General features: G+C 39.0%; 9 protein-coding genes. 4 read left to right on the forward strand and 5 right to left on the reverse strand.

Features of this window, described 5'->3' with window-relative positions:
- Positions 1-47: 47 nt before the first annotated feature.
- Positions 48-515: an N-acetyltransferase family protein gene (locus ABES03_RS22785; protein ID WP_430120999.1), complete on the reverse strand. Its 468-nt coding sequence runs from the start codon at positions 513-515 to the stop codon at positions 48-50.
- Between the two features lie 456 nt (positions 516-971).
- On the opposite strand from ABES03_RS22785, the gene ABES03_RS22790 reads away from it, so the two are divergent.
- The 4 genes from ABES03_RS22790 to ABES03_RS22805 all read left to right on the forward strand — a co-directional run bounded on the left by ABES03_RS22790 (position 972) and on the right by ABES03_RS22805 (position 3277).
- Positions 972-1268 (forward strand): hypothetical protein, encoded by a 297-nt coding sequence (locus tag ABES03_RS22790; protein WP_430121001.1) that lies wholly within the window; start codon positions 972-974, stop codon positions 1266-1268.
- A gap of 254 nt (positions 1269-1522) precedes the next feature.
- On the forward strand, positions 1523-1945 hold the full coding sequence (locus tag ABES03_RS22795; RefSeq protein WP_430121015.1) for a reverse transcriptase-like protein: 423 nt from the start codon (positions 1523-1525) through the stop codon (positions 1943-1945).
- A gap of 80 nt (positions 1946-2025) precedes the next feature.
- Positions 2026-2814 carry a hypothetical protein gene (locus ABES03_RS22800; protein WP_430121003.1) on the forward strand — a complete coding sequence of 263 codons (789 nt, stop codon included), beginning with the start codon at positions 2026-2028 and terminating at the stop codon, positions 2812-2814.
- A 4-nt stretch (positions 2815-2818) separates the two neighbouring features.
- Positions 2819-3277, forward strand: a complete 459-nt coding sequence (locus ABES03_RS22805; RefSeq protein ID WP_430121005.1) for a hypothetical protein — start codon at positions 2819-2821, stop codon at positions 3275-3277.
- A gap of 55 nt (positions 3278-3332) precedes the next feature.
- On the opposite strand, the gene ABES03_RS22810 is transcribed toward ABES03_RS22805, so the two are convergent.
- The 4 genes from ABES03_RS22810 to ABES03_RS22825 all read right to left on the reverse strand — a co-directional run bounded on the left by ABES03_RS22810 (position 3333) and on the right by ABES03_RS22825 (position 5836).
- Entirely contained in the window at positions 3333-3881 is a 549-nt protein-coding gene (locus ABES03_RS22810; RefSeq protein ID WP_430121007.1) for a DUF4240 domain-containing protein, read from the reverse strand.
- A 120-nt stretch (positions 3882-4001) separates the two neighbouring features.
- Entirely contained in the window at positions 4002-4418 is a 417-nt protein-coding gene (locus tag ABES03_RS22815) for a hypothetical protein (protein ID WP_430121009.1), read from the reverse strand.
- Between the two features lie 27 nt (positions 4419-4445).
- On the reverse strand, positions 4446-5030 hold the full coding sequence (locus ABES03_RS22820; protein WP_430121011.1) for a transposase: 585 nt from the start codon (positions 5028-5030) through the stop codon (positions 4446-4448).
- A 107-nt stretch (positions 5031-5137) separates the two neighbouring features.
- Positions 5138-5836 carry a hypothetical protein gene (locus ABES03_RS22825; RefSeq protein ID WP_430121013.1) on the reverse strand — a complete coding sequence of 233 codons (699 nt, stop codon included), beginning with the start codon at positions 5834-5836 and terminating at the stop codon, positions 5138-5140.
- Between the last annotated feature and the right edge of the window lie 123 nt (positions 5837-5959).

A 5959-nucleotide genomic window follows, 5' to 3' on the forward strand; every position in this document is an offset into this window, starting at 1 on the left:
GGACAGTCCCCCGTTGCGCTAAAGCGCTGGGGGACTGTCCCCAAAAATTATAATTCTTTCACCATTTTCACAATCTCGTTTTCAAAGTTAAATTTTTCATAAAGATTAATCGCTCTTTCGTTACGCGCAAAGACGTTCAATGTTAATTGCTTGTATCCCTTGCTTCTTGTCCACTCCTCGGCTTTTTCCATCAGCTTCCTTGCGATCCCTTTACCCTCGCCTTCTTTCGCAACGGCAATGGAGGAAATATAGCCTTGTTCTTCTCCAGTAAAATAATCTACATTTTTTGTCATATGTAGAAAGCCTAATAAGTTTTTCCTATCATCTTCTACTACAAAAATATCAGAATCAGGATCATCACTAAAGACCGCTTCTTCGGCCATCTTTAATTGAGCGTCCTTCATTACTTGAGGATCTCGCCATTCCATAAAATCAAACTCGGTAAAACGAGTCGATAGTCCAATGATAAACTCTTTATCGGTCTCTACCATTTTTCTAATATGTAAGCAATCCATGTTTCATCTCTCCAATCGGACATTTTTACCTTTATTTTACTATTAGTAGGTAAGAGTGACTATGAAATTTATAAAATAAATATAGTTACTGGTGACAAACATCGACCTATTTCCTTATATGCTATACTATTCAAACGTTTGAGTAGAACGGGCACAAAACGCTCTCTTGTGCGATTTTTTCCTAGATTTTCTTAAAAAATTTGTTGAAAAACTATTTCCAAAAAAACTTCTTGTTCCTCAATAAATGAGAAATTTCCCGGGTCATGACAACATTCTATGAATATCCCCTATTTCTGCTACTAATCAAACGATTAGTTAAATACGCCTTAATCATTGATAAATGAAGGATTCCACCTCAAAAGACATGAAAAAATTGTAAAAGTTTAGGATTTTTTTATTTTACTAAGGTAATATAATGAATATAAACAGACACCCAATAGAAAAGTAGATTAGAGAATGCAGGTGAGAATAATCGCTTCAACAACACAACAAAAATTTCCGGTAGCTTTACTTTTAAAGGGAGAACTCATTCAAAAATTAAAAGTAACGAAGACTCAAATGAATGCCTACCTAGAGGATGGCATGCCTCACTATTTGATTGGCAATGAATTTCGGTTTTTAGAAAGTGAAATAAGAACATGGATGAAGACCTACAAACCCTCTCAAGAACGGCTTGAGAGTGAGTTTCGGGATAAAAAGGGACGCACTTTAGAAAAGAATATGTTACGGAAGAAATCATCGTGGAAACACTAAGGATCACAAAAGAGAAATTGGTGGGCCTATGTAAAAAGGAAATGCCATTTGAGAGAGTCGGAGAAAGAATTTCTTCCACGTTCAGGATATTCTGGATTATTATCGACAGGATGCAGCAACAAGAACGAAAGAGACACCACCCCAAAGTTCTAAGAACACAACGAAGAGCACGCAGTCGCCTCAAAACTCCAAAAAATCATTCTTAATGCCTTTGTGCCAGAAAGTCCCTAAAGAAGTACCGTTTCTGATCATTGATGGCTCCTACGATTTTTGAAAATCATCTTTCAGGAAGTGGATTAGTTTTGGTTGAAAACTGGGATAAGGCAACGTCTTTTTTGAATGTAAGGAAGATTGAAACAACGAAATCCATAGTTTCCGAATATCTTGCATTACTGGACGCTTTACACATCATTAAAGACCAAAACATGAATAAAGCTGTCATTGTTACGGACCAACAAGCCTGGACAAAAGGAATTTCTATTAATGTGAAAAACTTTGAAGAAACATTTAAGCCCTACATAAAACAGTTTAATAAGCTCTGGGCTGAGTTGAAGGGAAAAGTGAAAGTGAAATTCGTAGGTGAACTAACCTCAGGAAAAAAGAATGCCTTATATAAAAAGGCCCACAAACTAAGCCAAGAACATAAAAAGGGCACCTATGAAATCATCGAGATATAAATAAGGAAAAGTCCCAAAAAAGAATATTTACGGCGCGATTCACACATACTTATGGTAAATAATTCATAAAAGGTGCCTTAATGGATAATTACACAAATCAGAACACGGCCAGGCGGTATAAAGCCCATGTGAGTATTTACGGAACAACCCAGCTGCATTTAAGGAATCCCTACATCATTGCCTGGTGGTCTGCTGCCTTCCCAGGATTTGGACACATGCTTTTATCGAAGTATCTGAGAGGATATGTTCTATTTATTTGGGAAGTCCTCGTTAACATCAAAGCTCATGTGAATGATTCAATGATCCTCTCTTTCCAAGGGAAAACTGAATTGGCCACAGAGATGTTAGACACGAGATGGCTCCTGATGTACATTCCTGTTTATTTATTTGGAATTTGGGACAGCTACCGAACGACCGTAGATATTAATAAGGTGTATCTTCTAGCGGAAAATGAGGGGCATCGTTACAATTCATTTGCTTTAGGTGCATTAGAAATCAACTACCTAGACAAAAGAAAACCGCTCCTAGCCGTTATGTGGTCATTCTTTACCCCCGGTTTAGGACAGCTTTATATTCATAGGATCTTGACGGCATTCTTTATCATCTTCTGGTTGGTCGTGTTCTTTTATTTCTCCCATATTCAAGAAGCCATTTCTCTTTTGTTTTTAGGAAAAATAAAGGAAGCTACCGCTGTTATTAAACCAGAATGGTTTCTTTTTATCCCCTCGCACTATGGGTTTGCGATCTATGATTCGTATATGAATTCGGTTGAAAATAATAAGCTCTTTGAAAAAGATCTTAGAAGCTACCTTATAGAAACGTATCAAGATGAAAAATTTCGTATTCTAAAAGGTCAAAAGGTGAAGTGATAACTTGCAAGTATTTTCAACATTTGAGACGACCGGTTATTTAGAATTGGCTATTTCCACATTGGAGAAAAAAGGGATTAAAAGAGAAAGCATATATGCCGTCCCATTAGATAATCGCACAGAGGACCGTAGATTATTTGATTCCATCCATCGCTCAGATGGAACCACTCTGATTGACATTGGGATGGCACTAGCCACTGCCTTTTCAGTTATTGGTGCAAGTATTGGTTTTAAACTATCATGGGGGCCTATTTATTGGGGGCTAATAGGAGCAGCTGTCGGCTTTGTTGTTGGTCTTGCTATCCGACTTTTTATTGAAATGGTCCTGAAGAAGCGGAAAAGAGTTTTAAAAGGGAAGCATTCCGAAATCATTGTCATTATTGACTGTGAAGAATCACAAGCCGAGACCATCGAATCCATCCTTTGGAACAACTTCGCTATGGGAGTAGCAAAAGTAAAATAAATTGGGGACAGTCCCCCACTGCGCTAAAGCGCCGGGGGACTGTCCCCAAAACCATTTACCCTAATGGATCCTCACCAAACCGTTCCCATAGCATAGGAAACATGTCTTCCAGATCATCTTCTTCCCAGTCTAATTCAATCTCTTCTGCTTCTGGAAGCCCTAGTCGATTGAGTTCATCCATCAATTGATCATAGGTTGCATCATCCCACTCTACATCCCCGGTCTGCTTCAATGTATAGGCATCCAATCCTACGGAAAGCAGGTCTTCATTCTGTGGGTATCCTTCCTCATCAAGATTCTCTTCACTTATATATTCCGCAAGATATTCCGGATTCTCTGTAACCTTCTGATAAACAGCCTCCCCTTGAGCGATGAGCCATCCTCTAAAATAATCAAACGCATCATCCGAGCAACCTCCCATGAGAATATACGCAGCGGCCCATAACCGTGATTGATAGCTTTCATTCATGATTCCTTGAAAATGAAACTCAAATTCTACTATTTCCCCCACTTCTTTATGAGTCAAAACATCAAGTAACCATCCGGCTTGATCCTCAAACTGTTTAGATTCCTCAATTAAACGCCAAAATGCCTTCTTTTCCATCTTATCACCCCTGAAATTGTAATTACCTTATTATTCGATAGCTGACCTATGAAAACCTGCAATTAATGTATGGGGGACAGTCCCCCACTGCGCTAAAGCGCCGGGGGACTGTCCCCAAAATTATTCTTCCTCCTCTTCTTCCTCTTCCTCTGTCTCCTCCTGCAACCGTTGAATCTCCTCGGTTAGCTGCTCAAATGCATGGATTCGAAACTTGGCGCTAGCAATCAGATCATCGATAATCTGTAAGAAGCTCTCGTATTCAACTCCGTTTTCACTGCATTCCTTAATCAGCCTTAAGAAGTCCTCTTCATATAAGTGGTATCTCTCTTTAAACGTCTTATCATTCATAGTCAAGAAGTACTCTTCATCCACAACAAATTCATTGAAAACCTTCTTCGTTAACCGTTTCTTCGTCACTTCTATTTCTTCTTGGTCCTTTTTATCTTTATAATGCTGAGCATCCTCATACTCGGAGCAAAGCGTGGCATATATCTTTTCAAGCAGCTCAGTCGGTTCTAAATACTTCAAATCCGCCATAAAAAGCCTCCAAAAAACCTCTTTTCTCTATTTATTGCCAAACAATAGATTTTCAACACCATAATGGGGACAGTCCCCCAGCTTAGTCATAACAAACCGAATATAATTTTCCCTCTGAGGTTCTGGGTAATAAGAAAATATTCTTCCTGTGGTGACAAACGGATGCTGGGAATCGACTAAAAAGGCAGAATAACTGCTCCAGAGGTAATCCTCAGGATTTTGGACCATTTCCGCTTCGACCGGATTCCAATGAATGTACCGGCTAGTTTCGAGAAAATAATTAAGCGAATCAATGAGCTGAGCATCATAGCGTCCCTGGAACAGATGCCCCACCAATTCGTGACGTTTATTAAAATACATGGCATAACAGGTATGGAGCATTTTCATGATGTGCTTTGGGTGATGGTCGATGGTTTCTAATAGAAGATGAATATGGTTAGGCATGAGGCAATAGGAGTGGAGAATGAACGGAAATTTACATCGGACTTTTTCAAGTATTTCCAAATAGGTGAGACGATCGGCATCATCCATAAAAATCAGCTCTTTCCGATTACCGCGACTCGTAATATGATACGTGGCACCTGGGATCCAAACACGGGGCTTTCTAGACAAACTCTAAACACCTCTTCTTTCAATAAATATTTTTACAATTACAAAATTCGACACCCACCCTCTTTCTCCTTCTTACTTATTGAAAAAAAAAAGGGGACTGTCCCCGCTCAATATTTACTTAATTCAATTATAGCGAAAAGCTTAAGCGCTTCGTATTCTTCTGGTGTTAGGCGCTGCATTACGGTTGCCTTAATTTCAGCTTTCTTTTCAGGCGTAACTCCACCTTTTACTGCATTCGCATAACTCATTAGTTCATTCATCGTAAATTTCGACAACAAAAATGTCGTCACTTGATCTCTGGAGGTGAACTTTAACTTTGACCCACCCTTGGTAGAAGTATTTCCACTAGACGATGGCGTCCTTGATTTCTGCTTACTCGTTTTATTTACCGCCACCGTCTCGTTACTTTTAGATGCAACAAGCGGAGCATCCTCCGATGATTCCACCGCATACTTGGTCAGTATTTCCTGCTTCTTATCTGTACCCACTTCATCCTCAATCATTTGCTGGATACCAGGTTCAGTCAGTAAAGCTTGAATATCTTCTTTCGGTATTTGTTTAGATACCTCGTCAACCACCTTTTCAGATGCGAGATTCATCCCTACTTGATAGCCAACCAAGCCAAGCATAAGTAAAACAAGCAAGGGCATCCCAAGCTTAAACCTTTTCATCTTCCAAAAAGGTTTCTTGATTGCATTGCGGTGATGGCTACCAATCTTTTTATAATATTGTCCATCATCATCAATGAAGTAGCGAACCTTAAACAGCTTAAACGGGGTCTTGATTTCTTTCATTCTAATTGTCATTATTCAACTTCCTCAATAAAATAAATGTCGATTCTGCTCACAATATACTATATTTTCATTCCATTTACATATAAAGTCAATAATTAAATATCCTTCCAAACCATAAAAGGGGACAGTCCCCCG

The sequence above is a fragment of the Neobacillus rhizosphaerae genome, from assembly GCF_050477885.1.
Taxonomy (GTDB): domain Bacteria; phylum Bacillota; class Bacilli; order Bacillales; family Cytobacillaceae; genus Neobacillus; species Neobacillus rhizosphaerae_A.

Bases quoted from the DNA above. Each gene is read 5' to 3' on its own strand.
- ABES03_RS22800 (WP_430121003.1), top strand. From the start codon at position 2,026: ATGGATAATTACACAAATCAGAACACGGCCAGGCGGTATAAAGCCCAT.
- ABES03_RS22795 (WP_430121015.1), top strand. From the start codon at position 1,523: ATGGCTCCTACGATTTTTGAAAATCATCTTTCAGGAAGTGGATTAGTT.
- ABES03_RS22810 (WP_430121007.1), bottom strand. From the start codon at position 3,881: ATGGAAAAGAAGGCATTTTGGCGTTTAATTGAGGAATCTAAACAGTTT.
- ABES03_RS22785 (WP_430120999.1), bottom strand. From the start codon at position 515: ATGGATTGCTTACATATTAGAAAAATGGTAGAGACCGATAAAGAGTTT.
- ABES03_RS22790 (WP_430121001.1), top strand. From the start codon at position 972: ATGCAGGTGAGAATAATCGCTTCAACAACACAACAAAAATTTCCGGTA.
- ABES03_RS22825 (WP_430121013.1), bottom strand. From the start codon at position 5,836: ATGACAATTAGAATGAAAGAAATCAAGACCCCGTTTAAGCTGTTTAAG.
- ABES03_RS22815 (WP_430121009.1), bottom strand. From the start codon at position 4,418: ATGGCGGATTTGAAGTATTTAGAACCGACTGAGCTGCTTGAAAAGATA.